The organism is Bradyrhizobium sp. UFLA05-89 (assembly GCF_059803475.1).
This window is the reverse complement of sequence record NZ_JBANBA010000045.1, coordinates 31,548-48,123: the sequence shown is the minus strand read 5'-3', so window position 1 is coordinate 48,123 and position 16,576 is coordinate 31,548. Positions and strand designations below refer to the sequence as shown.

Here is a 16,576-nt window from a genome sequence, read left to right as displayed (position 1 = left end):
GCGTTTGTCGCGAGGGAAAACCGCTGCACACTTTTCCGGATCATGCTTCACCCGCGCCGCTTTTCTCGTTTGCGCCACTCTGCAGCGAAGTCGATGAAGGCACGCAACGCCGGCGGAACTTGCCGCCGGCTTGGATAGTACAGGAACGGTCCGGGAAACGGCTCGCACCAATCCTCCAGCACGCTCACCAGCGCCCCAGATTCGACGTGCTCACGGACATACCCATCGAACGTCGCCCAAAAACCCACGCCGTCGCGTGCGGCGCGCATCGCAAGTCCCAGATAGGTCGCAATCAGCTTGGCGGGAGGATCGACCTTCACCACATGACCGTTCTTCTCGAACTCCAAATCGAGCATCGCGCCACTGCCGAAGCGCGTGCGGATGCAGTCATGGTCGAGCAGATCCTTGGGATGCTTTGGCCGGCCGCGGCGCGCGACATAGTCGGCTGAAGCGACGACCGCGTAGCGCTGCGGCCTGCCAAGTTGGACCGCAACCATGTCCTGCGCCAGGTGCTCGCCATAGCGCACACCGGCATCAAAGCCTCCGCTGACGATATCGACGAACGAGCTTTCGGCGACAATGTCGAGCTCGACCTGCGGATACGCCCGCAGGAACGGCCCGACCATTTCGGCGAGCACGAGATCGATCGCCGGCGGCGGCGCATTGATGCGCAGGCGGCCCGACGCGACTTCGCGGAGGCTGCGCACCTGATCCAGGGCATCGCCGACGTCGCGCAGCGCCGGCGCGACGCGTGACAGCAAGAGCTCGCCCGCCTCGGTCAAGGCAACGCTGCGGGTGGTGCGGTTCATCAGGCGAACGCCGAGGCGCTCCTCGAGGTCGCGCAGGCGCTGGCTGAGGCTCGAGACCGAGACATGCTGCTCCACCGCCGCCCGCCGAAAATTGCGGGTGCGGGCCACCGCCACGAAGGCGTCGAGATCGCGCAGGTCAGGCTCGCTCATTGTTCGATATAGTGAACAAGCTTTTCCATATTGTCCAGCTTATCGGCGCAATCGAACCGGCGCATATCTGCCGCATCGCAAGCGGCACAATCGGCCGCGGCACCCGCGAGGAGAGAGCCATCATGGAACAGCGCAAACTCGGTTCAACCGGCCCCACCGTCTCTGCCATCGGTCTCGGCTGCATGGGCATGTCGGACTTTTACGGTCCCGCCGACCGCGGCGAGAGCATCGCCACGATCCACGCCGCACTCGATGCCGGCATCACACTGCTCGACACCGGCGACTTCTACGGCATGGGACACAATGAGATGCTCGTTGGCGAGGCGCTCCAGGGGCGCAATCGCGACCGGCTGCAGATCAGCGTCAAGTTCGGTGCGCTGCGCGATCCGAACAAGGGTTTTCTTGGCTATGACAGCCGGCCCGCGGCGATCAAGAACTTCGTCGCCTATTCGCTCCAGCGTCTGCGCGTCGACCACATCGACATCTACCGGCCGGCGCGGCTCGATCCGTCCGTGCCGATCGAGGAGACGATTGGCGCGATGGCCGACATGATCAAGGCCGGCTGGATCCGCCATATCGGCCTGTCCGAGGTCGGCTCCGACACCATCCGCCGCGCGCACGCTATACACCCGATCGTCGACCTCCAGATCGAATATTCGCTGGTGTCACGTGGTATCGAGAGCGACATCCTGAAGACGTGCCGTGAGCTCGGCATTGCCGTCACCGCCTATGGCGTGCTGTCGCGCGGCCTGATCAGCGGCCATTGGTCGAAGGACCGCGCAAACGACAAAGACTTTCGGCGCATGAGCCCGCGCTTCCAGGCGGAAAATCTCGACTCCAATCTCGCACTGGTGGACATGTTGCGCGGGGTTGCCGAACAGATCGGTGCCACGCCTGCGCAGGTTGCGATCGCCTGGGTGGCAGCGCAAGGCGCCGACATCGTGCCGCTGGTCGGAGCAAGGCGGCGAGAGCGACTGACCGAAGCGCTCGGCGCGCTGACGGTGAAGCTGACGCCGGAGCATCTCGCGACGCTGGCAAAGGCCTTCCCGCCAGGCATCGCCGCAGGTGAGCGCTATCCTGAATCGCAGCTCGTGCACATGGACAGCGAGCGGCCGCTCGCGCGCTGAGTAGCGCCACCGCTACTCGCGGTGGATGCTCAGATCGTCGAACACGGGTCCATCGCCGTTGAGCGGATTGGCCGGATCGCGCGCGTAGCGCAGCGTCTCGAAACGCATCGCGCGCGCATCCAGCATCAGCAGACGGCCGATCAGGCCCTCGCCAAAGCCGACGATCTCGCGGATCGCTTCCAGCGCCATCATCGAACCGAGCACGCCGGCGAGCGCACCCATCACACCGGCTTCGGAGCAGGCCGGCACGGTGCCGGGCGGCGGCGCCTCCGGGAACAGGCAGCGATAGGTCGGATTGAATTCGCCCTGCTCGTTCTTCTCATGCGCGCGGATGGTCGTCAGCGAACCGTCGAAGGTGCCGAGCGCGGCCGTGATCAGCGGTCTTTTCGCGAAGAAGCAGGCGTCGGAAACCAGATAGCGGGTGGAAAAATTGTCGGAGCCATCGAGCACGAGGTCGTAATCGCCGATCAGGCCGAGCGCGTTGTCGGCATTGAGCCAGGTGGCGTGACCGACGAACCGCACATGCGGATTGAGCGCAGCAATCCGCTCCGCGGCGCTCTCGACCTTGTGCCGTCCGATATCGGGTGTCGTATGGATGACCTGGCGCTGAAGGTTGGAGAGCGAGACGATGTCGTCATCGACCACGCCGAGCGTGCCGATCCCGGCGGCGGCAAGATACATCAGGGCCGGCGCGCCGAGACCGCCGGCGCCGATCACCAGCACAGAAGCCTGCTTCAGGGCGGCCTGCCCCGGTCCGCCGACATCGCGCAGCACGATATGGCGGGCATAGCGTTCGAGTTCGTCGGGACTCAGCACCCTCTTCGCTCCTGAACCACCCCGAGATTGTTTGCGACCAACGAGATGTGCTTCAATGAGCCCACGTTCAATGGCCGGGTTGGATTTGTCATGAGATCGATGCTCGCGGCAACATTTGTGTTGGTGACCGCAGCGACCGCGCACGCGCAAATGACGCCGCCGCTTGCCGGCACCAAGCCGAAGACGGTCCAGACCGTCCCAATCCGCCCCGCATTGCAAACGCCGTCGGAGACCGCGGACGCCATGGCGCAGGCGGAGCGCCTTCTGCTGCAATCCGACCTCGCCTGGGTCGGACAGTATAACGGCGCCATCACCGGCGACGTCAGCGAGCGCATGGTCGGCGCCATCAAGGAATACCAGAAGGCGAATGGCGGCAAGCCGACCGGCGTGCTGAACCCGCAGGAGCGGGCGGCGCTCGCCGAGACGGCGCGCAAGAAGCAGGAGAGCGTCGGCTGGAAGATCGTGATGGAGCCGACCAGCGGCGCGCGGCTCGGCATCCCCGGCAAGCTCGTGCCGCAGCAGGCGACCGATGCCAACGGTTCGAAATGGACCTCGCCGACCGGCACGGTGCAGGTGCTGCTCAGCCGCCGCAAGGAGGCGAACCCGACCACCGCAAAGCTGGCCGAAGTCGAGAAGAAGGAGCCCGCGGGGCGCAAGGTCGATTACACCGTGGTGAAGCCGGACTTCTTCGTTCTGTCGGGGTTGCAGGGCCTGAAGAAGTTTTACGTACGCGGCACCTTCAGGGGTGACGAGGTGCGGATCATGACGATCCTCTACGACCAGGCCATGGAAAACACCGTCGAGCCGGTCGTGATCGCGATGTCGAGCGCCTTCAATGCGTTTCCCTCGGTCCCGCAGGCAGGGCCACCACCGCGGAAAACCGTCGAATATGGTACCGGCATCGTCGTCACCGATGACGGCGCGATCGTCACCGACCGTCTCGTCTCCGACGGCTGCCTTGCGCTCACCATCGGCGGCTACGGCAATGCCGATCGGCTCGCGGAAGACAAGGAGCACGATCTCGCGCTGCTGCACATCTACGGCGCGCGCGGCTTGAAGCCGCTGAATCTGGCGAGCGGCGCCGCCAAGGCGGCTATCGATGTCGTCGGCATCGCCGATCCGCAGAATCAAGGCGGCGCCGCCGCCGTCTCGAGCCTCAAGACGGCGCTGGCTCCGGTCACCGGCGGCGATGCCGCGCTCTCGCCAGCGCCTGCGGTTGGATTTTCCGGCAGTGCCGGGATCGATGGTGACGGCAAGTTTGCCGGCATCGCGCTGCTGAAATCGGCGGTCGTCGCCGGCCCCGCCAACGCGACGCCTGCCGCGCAGGCCGTGATGGTGTCCGCCGATGCCGTACGCGCTTTCCTGAAGATGAACGACGTCACCGCGAATGGCAACTCGACGGATGCAAACGCAGCCGTGGTGCGCGTGATCTGCGTGCGGAAGTAAGTCAGGCGACGACGGACATCTCTTGCCCCGGACAAGGCGCGGCACGAAATGCCGCGGCGCAGTGCCGGGCCCACGCAGCCAAATTCCGAGCACGCAGTTTCTGAGCCCCGGCTCAGCAGCGCATCACTGACGAGCTGCGCGGCGTCCGAAGCACGGGAATCGGCGCAGTTTAAATCGGTACGTACGACTACGGGTTCAGTTTCAGTATTGCTACGGATTCGCCGGAATCCCAGATTCCGCCATCATGGTACCGTTGATTCGGACATCCGCGATCCCCTTTGGATCGGGCCGGGCACGTCCTGAGCGAGAAGAGCTCAGCATCATCAGATGCACGTTCGTGTGGCGTTACCCAGGACCCAGGCACTCCAAAGGATTCATCATCTATGCATACCATCGTACTGGCCACCCAAAAGGGTGGCAGTGGCAAGAGCACCCTTGCCATCGGCCTCGCGCTGGCCGCCCGGCAGGCAGGATTCAGCGTTCGACTGATCGAGACCGACCCGCAGGGCACGCTGTCGAACTGGCAGCGCCGCCGCACCGAGGTTGAGCCCGTGGTCGAACCGATCTACCAGGCCGCCAACATCGAGCCGCGCCTGAAGATGCTGGCGAAGAGCGGCCTGCAGCTCGCGATCGTCGACACCGCAGCCGGCCTCAGCGCCGCGACCACCGCCGCGATTCGCCATTCCGATCTGTGCCTGATCCCGTCCCGGCCGACGGTCGCCGACATCGAGGCAACCACCTCGACGCTGAGCGTCGCCCGCGCCTGGAAACGGCCCTTCGGCTTCGTGCTGAACCAGACGCCGATCCGCGGCCAGCGCATCGACAATGCAGCCAATACGCTCGGCGAGGAAGCCGCGCTCGAGCTCGCCGACGTGCTCGCACGCCCGCTGATCGTGATGCGCAACGATCACCAGGACTCACTTGCCGCCGGCCTCGCCGTCAGCGAATTCGCCCCCGACAGCAAGTCGGCCACCGAGATCCGCGGGCTCTGGCAGTGGATCGAGACCCGGCTCGACCTCGCGACAACGACCAATCTCTTGATCGATCAGGTCATCTCGGCCGCGAACGGGATGGTGCACGCGGCCGCCGAGCTCTCGTCGAACGAGACCGCGACGCTGGTGTCCTGAGCGGGGCATCGCTCAGACGAGCTCCCTGTTCTCCGGTAGCAGGGAGCGCAAGCCGCGAAGCAATCCGGTCACCAGCCCGGCCGGATTGCTTCGCTTAGCCTCTTGAAAGCATCACGGCTTCTCGGCCGCGAGCTTGATCCGCTACTTCTGACATTTCGGGCACCAGAACGTCGATCGTCCGTTCTGGGTGAAGCGCTTCACGATGCCGCCACAGCCCGACGTCTTGCAGGTCTCTCCTTGGCGATCATAGACCTTGAAGGAATGTTGGAAGTAGCCGAGCTCGCCAGAGGTCTGGCGATGATCGCGCAAGCTCGAGCCGCCCGCCTTGATCGCATCGTTGAGCACGGCATGGATCGCGCCGACCAGCCGCCTGGCATGATCGGTCGGCTCCTCCTTTCGCGTGGCGAGCGTGGCGGCGATCCGTCGCGGCGACAGATGCGAGCGATGCAGCGCCTCGCAGACATAGATGTTGCCAAGCCCTGCCACCACGCGCTGGTCGAGCAGCGCGGCCTTCAGGCTGGTCTTCTTGCCGGCGCAGGACTGAGCCAGCATCGCGGCATCGAATTCGTTGCCGAGGGGCTCGGGGCCGAGCCCGCGCAATAGCGGCTCGTCCTCGAGCGCGTTGCGCGCGATCACTTTCATGTAACCGAAGCGGCGCGGATCGTTGAACACGATGTCGGCCCCTGAGGACATGCGAAACAGCACGTGGTCGTGCGTTGAGTCCTTGCCCCTGGGATAGTGAAATTCTCCCGGCAATTTTTCATCATCCGGCTTGATCACACGGAACGAGCCGGACATGCCGAGATGCATCAGCAGCACGTCGCCGGAGGCAAGATCGGCCATGAGATATTTTGCGCGCCGGCCGAGCCCGGTGACCACCTGCCCCTGCAGCCGCGCCACGAAATCCGGCTGAAAGGGAAAGCGCAAATCGGCCCTGCGGGCCTCCGCCTTGACGATTTTTGCACCTTCCATGACGGGCTGGAGGCCGCGGCGGACGGTCTCGACTTCGGGCAATTCAGGCATGGTCAGGCATTCACCTTATGAAGGCGGTGTGATAGCGCCATTGCGGCGGCCGCGCTATGGTCCGCCTCGTGGAGTAGAGTAATGGATCGGCCGGGCGAAACCACGCATTTTGGCTACAGGGACGTCCCCCTGAGCGACAAGCAGACGCTGGTGAACGATGTGTTTCACAGTGTTGCCTCGCGCTATGACCTGATGAACGACCTGATGTCCGGTGGCCTGCACCGGGTCTGGAAGGACATCATGATCAATGCGCTCGATCCGCCCAAGGGCGAGCGGCCTTTCGCGCTGCTCGACGTCGCCGGCGGCACCGGCGATATCTCGTTCCGCGCCGCCAAGGCCGCGGGCCCCGGCTTTCATGCCACGGTCTGCGACATCAACGCCAACATGCTGGCCGTGGGACGCGAGCGTGCCGAGAAGCGGCATCTTGCCTCCCAGGTCGACTTCGTCGAGGGCAATGCCGAAGCACTCGCCTTTGCCGATCGCAGCTTCGACGCATATACGATCGCTTTCGGAATCCGCAACGTGCCGCGGATCGATCTCGCACTCGGCGAGGCCTATCGGGTGCTGAAGCCGGGCAGCCGCTTCCTGTGCCTGGAGTTCTCCACGGTCGAGATGCCCGGGCTCGATCGTCTCTATGACCTGTTCTCGTTCAAGGTGATTCCGCCGCTCGGCCGCATGGTCACGGGCGATGCCGAATCGTATCAGTATCTCGTCGAATCCATCCGCAAATTCCCCAAGCCGAACGCCTTCGCCGACATGCTCCGCGCGGCCGGCTTCTCCCGCGTGAGCTGGCAGACCCTGTCCGGCGGCATCGTCGCATTGCATTCAGGCTGGCGTTTGTGATCTCTGCCATTACCCACATTGCGCGTCTTGCCCGCGCCGCGATCGTGTTCGCGCGCGAGGGCGTGTTCGGCGCCGTCGATCCGAGCCTGGTGCCGCCGCCCGGACAACTCGCCCTGAAGCTTGCCCGCCTCGTCGAACGGCGCGGCCCAAAGCACGGACCGCGACTGTCGCGCGCGCTGACCCGGATGGGCCCGGCCTATCTCAAGCTCGGCCAGTTCCTGGCAACACGCCCGGACGTCGTCGGCGTCGTCATGGCGCGCGACCTCGAAAGCCTCCAGGATCGCCTGCCGCCGTTTTCGCAGGCCGAAGCGGAAACCCAAATCGCGACATCGCTGGAGCGTCCTCTGACGGAGGCGTTCGCGAGCTTTGGCCCGCCCGTTGCCGCGGCCTCGATCGCGCAGGTGCATCGCGGCGAAGTGATGCGCAACGGCGTGCGCAAGGCGGTCGCGATCAAGGTGCTGCGACCCAACGTCGCCGCGCGCTTCCGGCGCGACCTCTCCGATTTCTTCTTCGTCGCGCACAAGGCCGAGACCTATTCGGCCGAAGCGCGCCGCCTGCGCCTCGTCGAGGTCATCAACACCATGTCGCGCTCTGTCGCGATGGAGATGGACCTGCGGCTGGAAGCAGCGGCGCTGTCGGAGATGGCGGAGAACACGCAGGACGATCCGGATTTCCGCGTGCCCACGGTCGATTGGGATCGCACCACGCACAACGTGCTGACAATGGAGTGGATCGACGGCATCGCGCTGAATGACCACGCGCGCCTGAAGGAAGCCAATGTCGACCTGCCCGACCTCGGCCGAAAGATCATCCAGAGCTTTCTGCGCCACGCGCTGCGCGACGGCTTCTTCCACGCCGACATGCATCCGGGAAACATGTTCCTGGACGATGCCGGGCATCTCGTCGCGGTCGATTTCGGCATCATGGGCCGGCTCGGCCTGAAGGAGCGGCGCTTCCTCGCCGAAATCCTGCTCGGCTTCATCACCCGCGACTATCGCCGCGTCGCGGAGGTACATTTCGAGGCGGGCTATGTGCCCTCGCACCATTCGGTCGAGAACTTTGCACAGGCAATCCGCGCCATCGGCGAGCCGATTCACAATCGCACCGCCGAGGAGATCTCGATGGCGCGACTGCTCACGCTGCTGCTCGAGGTCACCGGCCTGTTCGACATGCAGACCAGACCCGAGCTGATCCTGCTCCAGAAGACCATGGTGGTGGTCGAGGGCGTCGCGCGCGGCTTCGATCCCAAGCTCGACATCTGGAAGACCGCCGACCCCGTGGTGCGCGAGTGGATCGCGCACAATCTCGGCCCGGTCGGTCGCATCCAGGGCGCGATGTCCGGTGCCGGCGAGCTCGGCCGGGTGCTGGCGGGACTGCCAGCAATCGCCAGCCGCGCCGTGACAGTGCTTGAGCAGTTGGAAACCATGACCCGCGAAGGCCACATGCTGTCGTCGGACACGATCGAGGAAATGGCCCGAGCGGAGGGGCGCAAAGCCCGGTGGCAGACAGTTGGCCTTTGGGTCATTGCCCTTGCCCTGGTCGGAATCCTGCTCGCCATCCGCGGACATTGATTGCAATGCATTCATGATGTGATAGCATCGCTATCACATCATCGGAGGTCCGCCCCATGGCCAGCCTGACCATCCGCAAGCTCGACGAAGGCATCAAAACCTACTTGCGCCTGCGCTCGGCCAAGAACCATAGGTCGGTCGAAGAAGAGGTCCGGGTCATCCTGCGGGAGCTGATCGAGGGCCGCGAGGAGCCGCTGACACCATTCGCGGTGCCGCCCGTGGCAGCCTTCCCCGCCTCCACATCACCGCGCGCCGGCGCCCTGCCCGAGGCCAGCGTCACCCTGATCATCGGCGGCGGGATCGCAGCCTACAAGTCGCTCGACCTGATCCGTCGGCTCAAGGAGCGGCGCGTCGAGGTCCGCTGCGTGCTAACCAAGGCCGCGCAGCAATTCGTCACGCCGCTGGCGGCAAGCGCGCTGTCCCATGAGCGCGTCTATACCGACCTGTTCGACCCCCAGAGCGAGTTCGACGCCGGCCACATTCGCCTCGCGCGCGACTGCGACCTGATCGTGGTGGCGCCGGCGACCGCCGACCTGATGGCCAAGATGGCATGCGGCCATGCCGACGATCTTGCCAGCGCCATCCTGCTCGCCACCAACCGAAAAATCCTGCTGGCGCCGGCGATGAATCCGCTGATGTGGAATAACGCCGCGACACGCCGCAACGTAGGCTTGCTCCAGCGCGACGGCGTGGTGATGATCGGCCCCAATGCCGGCGAGATGGCCGAAGCAGGCGAGGCCGGCGTCGGCCGGATGTCGGAGGCCGTCGAGATCGCTGCGGCCGCCGAGCGCCTGCTGCGGCCGCCGGTGCCGCGGCCACTCGCGGGCAGGCGCGTGCTGATCACTGCAGGCCCGACGCATGAGCCGATCGATCCGGTGCGCTATATCGCGAACCGTTCCTCCGGCAAGCAGGGCTTTGCCATTGCCGCCGCTGCGCAGGCCGCAGGCGCCGAGGTCATTTTGGTGAGCGGCCCGGTCGACCTCGACGATCCCGATGGCGTCACGGTCAAGCACGTCGAATCAGCCCGACAGATGCTGGAGCATGTGCAGGCCTCACTTCCGGTCGACATCGCCATCTTCGCCGCCGCGGTTGCCGACTGGCGCGTCGCCAATGAGGGCGAGCAGAAGCTGAAGAAGACGTCGGCCGGCATGCCGCCGCTGCAGCTCGTCGAAAATCCCGACATCCTCGCCACGATCTCGAAGCTGACGGACAGGCGCCCGCCGCTGGTGATCGGCTTTGCCGCCGAGACCGAGCACCTCATCGACAACGCCAAGGCCAAGCTCGCGCGCAAGGGCTGCGACTGGATCGTCGCCAACGACGTCTCGCCAGCAACCGGCGTGATGGGCGGCGACCGCAACACCGTGCACCTGCTCAGCCGCAAAAGCGGTGGGGAGGACGGCGAGATTGCAGTTGATTCCTGGCCGGTGATGACCAAGGAACAGGTCGCCACCGAGCTGATCGCGCATGTCGTGAAAAGCGTGGCCGACAAATTCCTGGAGCCCGCATCTTGAGCACGAAGGTCACCGTCGAACTGCAACGCCTGGGTCATGCCGAAGGCCTGCCGCTGCCGGCCTACCAGACGGCCGAGGCCGCCGGTCTCGACCTGATGGCCGCCGTTCTCGAGAGCGAACCTCTGACGCTCGCCTGCGGCAAGCATGCGCTGGTACCGACGGGGCTCGCGATCGCATTGCCGGCCGGGTACGAGGCGCAGGTGCGGCCACGTTCGGGTCTCGCCGCCAAGCACGGTGTCACCGTGCTGAACTCGCCCGGAACGATCGATGCGGACTATCGCGGCGAGATCAAGGTGATCCTGATCAATCACGGCGATACGCCGTTCGTGGTCAAGCGCGGCGAGCGCATCGCGCAGATGGTGATCGCGCCGGTGGTTCAGGCCGCCCTGGTTCCCGTCGCCACGCTGTCGGCGACGGATCGCGGCGCCGGCGGCTTCGGCTCGACCGGACGCTAGTTTCTTCACCTCTCCCGCTTGCGGGAGAGGTCGACGCGCTCGCAGAGCGTGGCGGGTGAGGGCTCTCTCCACACCGGGAGCGCCCCGTTGCGGAGACACCCCCTCCCCAGCCCTCCCCCGCAAGCGGGAGAGGGAGCGCACCTTCATCGTGGCGAGCAATCCACACGGCGCACTAAGGCACGGCAACTCCAGCCGAATCACCCGCAGAGCTACATGAACCTGGAACCGCTTGGCCCGCATTTTTTTGGGGCCACCTTTGCGTTCACGATCTGGACTCTTACCGGTCGAGTCACGAAGGGGATATTGTCTTTTGATTCGCGCGCGGCGGGGGAGATCGCCGAGCGTAAATTCGTGCGGTCTTGGGGCAATTATGTCAGGCGTGATCGTGTCGATGCGTCGGACGCTGCTATCGTGCACGTCATTGGCGCGCAACGGCCTGATCGGCGGCGCTCTCGCGGCGTTGCTTCCGGCTGCGCCGGCGAATGCCGCCGAGCTCATCGACACACTTTCCACATTGCTGGACTTCAACCGGCAGGAGATCGCGGTGCTGGCGACCGCGCTCGCTTTGCTGGGCTTCTCGGTGGTCGCCGCGATCCTGTTGATGCGAATCCGCGTCCGCACGGCGAAGAACGAGGAGCGGTTGCAGACCCGGATCGGGGAACTGCAACTGCAGGCCGACCGCTTCGGCGCGCTGCTGTTCGCCGAGCCGCAGATCCTCATCTCCTGGCCCGCAGGCGATAATCGCGCCCAGATCTCAGGCGACATCTCCATGGTGATGCCCCGCGATTCCTCGCCGCAGCGCGTGCTGGCGTTTGGAACCTGGCTGCCGCCGGAGCCGGCGCTCCAGATGGATCATGCCGTCGATGCGCTGCGCGAGCATGGCGACGGGTTCCAGCTCAACCTGACCACAGCGAGCGGCCGCACCCTCGAAGCCATCGGCCGCGCCATCGGCGGTCAGGCCATCGTCAGGATTCGCGAACTCTCGGGGCTACGGCGCGAGCTCGCCGAAACCAATCTGCGCCACAAGGCGCTGCTCGACGAGACCGAGATGCTGCGCGGCTTTGCCGCGTCTAGCCCCTGGCCGATCTGGGCCAAGAGCGCGAACGGCGCGCTCGCCTACGCCAACCCGGCCTATGTGCGGGCAACCGAAGCTTTGAGCGTCACCGACGCCCAAGAGCGCAAGCTCGAGCTTTTGGACAGCGCCGACCGCGCCGACATGGAGCGCGGGCTGAAGGACGCCACCAACTTCACCTCTCGCCTGCCAATCGTGATCGGCGGCGAGCGCCGCATCTATGACGTGCGTGCCGTCAATGTCGGCGATGGCAGCGTCGGCGTCGCGATCGACGCCAGCGAAGCGGATGCGCTGAGCTCGGCGCTGGTACGGATGGCGGAGGCGCATCGCCGTACCCTCGATCAGCTCTCCTCTGGCGTTGCCGTGTTCGACGGACAGCGGCGACTTGCCTTCTACAACGACTCCTATCGCCGGCTCTGGGATCTCGACCGCACCTTCCTCGATGCCAATCCCGATGATTCCAGCGTGCTGGACCAGCTCCGCGCCGCGCGAAAACTGCCGGAACAGCCGGACTTCCGCGCCTGGAAGGCCAAGCTGCACGAGGCCTATCGCGCGGTCGAGACCGCCCATGACACCTGGTTCCTACCCGACGGTCGCGCGCTCTCGGTGGTCACCACGCCCAGCCCCGAAGGCGGCGTCACCTACCTGTTCGACGACGTCACCGAGAGTCTTGATCTTGCGCGCCGCTTCGACGGCCTAATCCGCGTGCAGCGCGAGACGCTGGACAGTCTCGCCGAAGGCGTCGCGGTGTTCGGCAGCAATGGCAAGGTCCAGTTGTCGAATCCGGCCTTCGCGCGGATGTGGAAGCTGTCGAACGAGGCGTTGCGCGAGCAGCCGCATATCCAGACCGTTGAGGGCTGGTGCCAGCCGCTGTTCGACGAAGCGAACGTCTGGCGACAGATCCGCGAGGCCATCACCTCGATTGAGAATCGCGCCGATGTGCCGCTGAAGCTGGAGCGCAAGGACGGCAGCGTCGTGAACGGCATGATCCGGCCGCTGCCCGACGGCGCCACCATGCTGACCTTCCAGGACATCACCGACACGGAGAACGTCGAGCGTGCGCTGCGCGAGCGTAACGAGGCGCTGGAAGCCGCCGATCAGATGAAGGTGGATTTCGTCCACCACGTCTCCTACGAGCTGCGCGCCCCGCTCACCACCATCATCGGCTTTGCGCACTTCCTCAGCGATCCCTCGACCGGTCCGCTGACGCCGAAGCAGGCCGAATATCTCGACTACGTCACCAAATCGACCAACGCGCTGCTGGCGCTGACCAACAACATCCTCGATCTTGCGACCATCGACGCTGGCGCGATGAAACTCGAGCTCGGCCCGGTCGACGTCTCCAAGGCGATCGAGCTTGCCGCCGAAGGTATCCAGGACCGGCTCGCCACGGACCGCATCCGCCTCAAGGTCGAGATCGCGCCCAACGTCGGCAGCTTCGTCGGCGACGAGAAGCGCGTAGTGCAGGTACTCTATAACCTGCTCGCCAACGCGGTCGGCTTCTCGTCGCAGGATTCGATCGTCGGCATCAGTGCGCGCCGCACCGAGCGCAGCGTGGTCTTCACCGTGACAGATTCCGGGCCTGGAATACCTGCCGACATGAAGGACAAGGTGTTCAACTGGTTCGAAAGCCGCTCGCAAGGCTCGCGCCATCGCGGCGCCGGTCTCGGCCTGTCGCTGGTGCGCTCCTTCGTCGAGCTGCATGGCGGCAAGGTGCGGGTGGATTCGATCGTCGGCAGGGGCACGACCGTGACCTGCGACTTCCCGACCGACCAGGCGGCGCATCGCGACGCCGCCGAATGACCGCATCAACGACATTCTCCGTCGCGCTTTTCAACGAGACGGCGACTGCGCAGCTCATGGCCGATCTCGCGCTGCTGGTCGGATCCGGCGACGTCATCACACTCTCTGGTGATCTCGGCGCCGGCAAGACCGCGGCCGCGCGGGCCATGATCCGCTATCTCGCCGACGACACGATGTTGGAGGTGCCGAGCCCGACCTTCACGCTGGTGCAGGGTTATGAGCTGCCGCCTTATCCGGTGCTGCATGCCGATCTCTATCGCGTCGAGGACGAAGGCGAGCTCGAGGAGATCGGCCTGTCGCCGCTGCCCGAAGCCACGCTCGTTCTCGTCGAATGGCCGGAGCGCGCGCCGTCCGCCTTGCCTGCTGATCGCATCGATATCGCGCTCACGCATCGGCCGGCACTCGGGTCGACCGCGCGCGCGGCCGACATCACCGGCTACGGCAAGGCTGCAGCGACGGTCGCGCGGCTGAAGGCGCTGCGTGAATTCCTCGACAGGTCCGGCTTCATGGAGTCGACGCGGCGGCGCATGAATGGCGATGCCTCGACCCGCTCCTATGCGCGGTTGCTCCGCGACGACGGCATCGTCATCCTGATGAACTTTCCGCAGCGCCCCGACGGCGCCGCGATCTACAGCGGAAAATCCTACAGCGCCGCGGTGCATCTCGCCGAGAACGTAAAACCCTTCGTCGCGATCGACGAAGGCTTGCGCGCGCAGGGCATCTCCGCGCCTTTCATCCACCATTCCGATCTCGACAATGGCTTCCTGATCACGGAGGACTTTGGCAGCGAGGGCGTGATCGAAGGCGACCCGCCGCGCCCCATTGCCGAACGCTACGAGGTCGCGGCCGACGCACTGGCAGCACTGCACGGCAGGGCGCTGCCGGAGATATTGCCGCTGTCCGGTCACGGCGACTACGCCATTCCCGTCTTCGACACAGAGGCACTCCTGATCGAGATCGGACTGATGCCGGAATGGTACCTCCCCGATCGCGATGCCCCGCTGACCGAGGAGAGACGCGCGGAATTCTTCGCGATGTGGCGCGAGCTGCTCGCAAAGCCATTGGCGGCGCCGAGGACCTGGGTGCTGCGCGACTATCATTCGCCCAACCTGATCTGGCTTGCGGACCGCACGGGCATCGCGCGTCTCGGCGTGATCGACTTCCAGGACACCGTCCTCGGGCCGCGATCCTACGACGTCGTGTCGCTGCTCCAGGACGCCCGCATCGACGTGCCCGAGAGTCTCGAGCTGACGCTGCTGTCGCGCTACATCAAGGCGCGCCGCGCTGGCGATGCCGGCTTCGATCCGGCGGGCTTTGCCGAGCTCTACGCCATCATGTCGGCGCAGCGGAATACGCGCCTGCTCGGCACCTTCGCGCGCCTCAACCGCCGCGACGGCAAGCCGCATTATCTGCGCCATCAGCCGCGGATCTGGACCTATCTTCAGCGCTCGCTGGCCCATCCCTCACTGGCCCATCTGCGCGACTGGTACGTTGCCAACGTTCCGCCGCCGAGAGGCTGATTTACCGGGTGTTAGCCATCGCAGCCGTAATCTCGCCTGCTGGAGGCCGCAAAGACACAGGTCGGAAGCGAGGACGCATGGCAGCGAGCACCGAACGACGCAAAGGCGACCGCGTCGTCTTCGAGCGCGGGATACCTGCCCATATGATGGGGATCGACGGAACCTGGCGGCGCGACTGCACCATGGAAGACGTCTCCGAGACCGGCGCCAAGCTCACCATCGAGGGCTCGGTCGAGGGCCTGCACCTCAAGGAATTTTTTCTACTGTTGTCGTCGACCGGATTGGCCTACCGGCGCTGCGAGCTTGCCTGGGTCAATGGCGACCAGATCGGCGTCAACTTCCTCAAGCAGGGCGACAAGAGGAAAAAGGCGCGGTCCACATCCGCGGGAGCTTGATTGCAACACCCGTCGTACAAACGTCATCCCAGGTGATTATGGCGGTTTGGCCGGCTGATCCGCGTGCTAGGATTGCTGGGGCCGCGAAATTGAGGTTTTCGAGAAAGTCAGGCATGCCCGTCAAACCGACCAAAGCCATGGTGCTCGCAGCCGGCCTCGGCCTGCGCATGCGCCCCCTGACGGAGAAGATGCCGAAACCGCTGGTGAGCGTCGCAGGCCAGCCGCTGCTCGACCACGTGCTCGACAAGCTCGGCCAGGCCGGCGTCGACGAAGCCGTGGTCAACGTGCACTATTTGCCGGACCAGATCATCGACCACGTCGCCGGCCGCAAGCAGCCGCGCGTGATCATCTCGGACGAGCGCGACCAGGTGCTCGGCACCGGCGGCGGCGTGGTCAAGGCGCTGCCGCTGCTGGGCGATGCCCCCTTCTTCCACGTCAACTCCGACACGCTCTGGATCGACGGCGTGCGCTCCAACCTGGAGCGGCTTGCGGAGAATTTCGACCCGGCGCGGATGGACATCCTGTTGTTGATGGCGCCGACCGCGAGCAGCATCGGCTATAGCGGCCGCGGCGACTACTCGATGCTGCCGGACGGTACCTTGCGGGCCCGCCGCGAGAACCAGGTGGTGCCGTTCGTCTATGCGGGTGCGGCCATCATCTCGCCGACGATCTTCGCCGGCGCACCCAAGGGCGGGTTCTCGCTGACGAAAATGTTCGATCGCGCCGGCGAGCAGGAGCGGCTGTTCGGCCTCCGCCTCGACGGCCTGTGGATGCACGTCGGCACCCCCGATGCCGTGCACGCCGCCGAAGAGGCGTTTCTGGAGAGCGTGGCTTAAGGCCCACGGTCGACTTCGTAGGAGGCAAAGCGCAGCGTGCCCACCTCTTCCATCAAACGATCGGACTCGGAA

At 65.4% G+C, this 16,576-nt stretch carries 14 protein-coding genes; 11 read left to right on the top strand and 3 right to left on the bottom strand.

The window, feature by feature from the left end:
* Nucleotides 1-47: 47 nt before the first annotated feature.
* Nucleotides 48-959 carry a LysR family transcriptional regulator gene (locus tag SO139_RS23110; protein ID WP_449381545.1) on the bottom strand — a complete coding sequence of 304 codons (912 nt, stop codon included), beginning with the start codon at nt 957-959 and terminating at the stop codon, nt 48-50.
* A gap of 122 nt (nt 960-1,081) precedes the next feature.
* On the opposite strand from SO139_RS23110, the gene SO139_RS23105 reads away from it, so the two are divergent.
* Nucleotides 1,082-2,086, top strand: a complete 1,005-nt coding sequence (locus SO139_RS23105) for an aldo/keto reductase (protein ID WP_498540618.1) — start codon at nt 1,082-1,084, stop codon at nt 2,084-2,086.
* A 12-nt stretch (nt 2,087-2,098) separates the two neighbouring features.
* On the opposite strand, the gene SO139_RS23100 is transcribed toward SO139_RS23105, so the two are convergent.
* Nucleotides 2,099-2,902: a HesA/MoeB/ThiF family protein gene (locus SO139_RS23100; RefSeq protein WP_449381543.1), complete on the bottom strand. Its 804-nt coding sequence runs from the start codon at nt 2,900-2,902 to the stop codon at nt 2,099-2,101.
* A gap of 90 nt (nt 2,903-2,992) precedes the next feature.
* Between SO139_RS23100 and SO139_RS23095 the strand changes: the two genes are divergently transcribed.
* Together SO139_RS23095 and SO139_RS23090 are read left to right on the top strand one after the other, a co-directional pair.
* Nucleotides 2,993-4,348, top strand: a complete 1,356-nt coding sequence (locus SO139_RS23095; protein WP_449381542.1) for a serine protease — start codon at nt 2,993-2,995, stop codon at nt 4,346-4,348.
* Nucleotides 4,349-4,731: 383 nt separating this feature from the next.
* On the top strand, nt 4,732-5,475 hold the full coding sequence (locus SO139_RS23090) for a nucleotide-binding protein (protein WP_449381541.1): 744 nt from the start codon (nt 4,732-4,734) through the stop codon (nt 5,473-5,475).
* A 141-nt stretch (nt 5,476-5,616) separates the two neighbouring features.
* Here SO139_RS23090 and mutM read toward each other — a convergent pair whose 3' ends face one another.
* Nucleotides 5,617-6,498 carry a bifunctional DNA-formamidopyrimidine glycosylase/DNA-(apurinic or apyrimidinic site) lyase gene (gene mutM / locus SO139_RS23085; RefSeq protein WP_498540617.1) on the bottom strand — a complete coding sequence of 294 codons (882 nt, stop codon included), beginning with the start codon at nt 6,496-6,498 and terminating at the stop codon, nt 5,617-5,619.
* A gap of 81 nt (nt 6,499-6,579) precedes the next feature.
* Here mutM and ubiE point away from each other — a divergent pair, with 81 nt between their 5' ends.
* The 8 genes from ubiE (at nt 6,580) to SO139_RS23045 (ending at nt 16,504) form a co-directional block, all read left to right on the top strand.
* Entirely contained in the window at nt 6,580-7,341 is a 762-nt protein-coding gene (ubiE, locus tag SO139_RS23080) for a bifunctional demethylmenaquinone methyltransferase/2-methoxy-6-polyprenyl-1,4-benzoquinol methylase UbiE (protein WP_449381539.1), read from the top strand.
* Entirely contained in the window at nt 7,338-8,912 is a 1,575-nt protein-coding gene (ubiB, locus tag SO139_RS23075) for a 2-polyprenylphenol 6-hydroxylase (RefSeq protein ID WP_449381538.1), read from the top strand. Before ubiE ends, ubiB begins: the two co-directional genes overlap by 4 nt.
* A gap of 56 nt (nt 8,913-8,968) precedes the next feature.
* On the top strand, nt 8,969-10,423 hold the full coding sequence (gene coaBC, locus SO139_RS23070) for a bifunctional phosphopantothenoylcysteine decarboxylase/phosphopantothenate--cysteine ligase CoaBC (RefSeq protein WP_449381537.1): 1,455 nt from the start codon (nt 8,969-8,971) through the stop codon (nt 10,421-10,423).
* Nucleotides 10,420-10,878: a dUTP diphosphatase gene (gene dut, locus SO139_RS23065; protein WP_449381536.1), complete on the top strand. Its 459-nt coding sequence runs from the start codon at nt 10,420-10,422 to the stop codon at nt 10,876-10,878. Before coaBC ends, dut begins: the two co-directional genes overlap by 4 nt.
* 370 nt (nt 10,879-11,248) lie before the next feature.
* Entirely contained in the window at nt 11,249-13,753 is a 2,505-nt protein-coding gene (locus SO139_RS23060) for a PAS domain-containing sensor histidine kinase (RefSeq protein WP_498540616.1), read from the top strand.
* Nucleotides 13,750-15,273 carry a tRNA (adenosine(37)-N6)-threonylcarbamoyltransferase complex ATPase subunit type 1 TsaE gene (gene tsaE / locus SO139_RS23055; protein WP_449381534.1) on the top strand — a complete coding sequence of 508 codons (1,524 nt, stop codon included), beginning with the start codon at nt 13,750-13,752 and terminating at the stop codon, nt 15,271-15,273. The genes SO139_RS23060 and tsaE overlap by 4 nt, the downstream gene beginning before the upstream one ends.
* Nucleotides 15,274-15,350: 77 nt before the next feature.
* Complete coding sequence (locus SO139_RS23050) at nt 15,351-15,668, top strand: PilZ domain-containing protein (protein WP_473122645.1); 318 nt, start codon at nt 15,351-15,353, stop codon at nt 15,666-15,668.
* Between the two features lie 113 nt (nt 15,669-15,781).
* On the top strand, nt 15,782-16,504 hold the full coding sequence (locus tag SO139_RS23045; protein WP_449381532.1) for a nucleotidyltransferase family protein: 723 nt from the start codon (nt 15,782-15,784) through the stop codon (nt 16,502-16,504).
* The last annotated feature ends 72 nt before the right edge of the window (nt 16,505-16,576 follow it).